Annotated in this window: 2 protein-coding genes; both read left to right on the top strand. The window is 39.3% G+C overall.

The window, feature by feature from the left end:
• On the top strand, positions 1 to 423 hold a 423-nt coding region (locus NW211_RS13920; protein ID WP_258328280.1), incomplete at its 5' end, for a hypothetical protein.
• 31 nt (positions 424 to 454) lie between these two features.
• The coding region (locus NW211_RS13925; RefSeq protein WP_258328281.1) for a hypothetical protein at positions 455 to 703 on the top strand (249 nt) is incomplete at its 3' end.

Below are 703 nucleotides of genomic sequence, written 5' to 3' on the forward strand. Positions count from 1 at the left end.
ATGCTGACCTATGAAGAGATGGTGAAAAAAATCACGGTCTATATGCCCGAAATGAATATAAAAGACTCGGTCTTTTTACAAGAGATAGACTCCAAGATTTTCAATTCGGGTTGCGCTTGCTTGGACTACGAAGATGCCGATGTATTTGATATTAAATCGAAAAGGCAAGACGATGGAAGCTATTATCTCATATTCTCGATATCCTCCTCTCCAGAAGCCAGGGATGGAACGGGATATTTCGAATACAACGATTTCCTTTTTGTTTGGCATGGTGATCTTCCTCCCTATCTATATGAACGAACGGGGAAAAAAAGAAGATTCACATATCAACAATATGTCCCAACTATGATATGTGATTGGGGAGATTTCTATTTCAAATACTCTCGTGGAAAGATGGAGATAACCGGGCTGGGGTGCTGGTGATAGGGATAGTGTAACCTCAAAATAATCCATTATGAAAAAGGCGATTTTAATATTCCCGATTCTGTTTTTGCTTTTACCCTTTTTGGGGAGGAGTGAAGATACTGAAAATACAATCGAATCGATATATGTGCTGTATTACAATTATTCATTTAACAGCCCGGTAGATATAGATTGCGACTGTCTGAGAAAAAGAATGATAGGGCCATTTATCGATATTACCGATAGCGGTCTGATAGAGTATCCCGACTCAATGGGCATAGTCGACACTCTATTGACCGAT

Source organism: Barnesiella sp. ET7 (genome assembly GCF_024733785.1).
GTDB lineage: Bacteria > Bacteroidota > Bacteroidia > Bacteroidales > Barnesiellaceae > Barnesiella > Barnesiella merdigallinarum.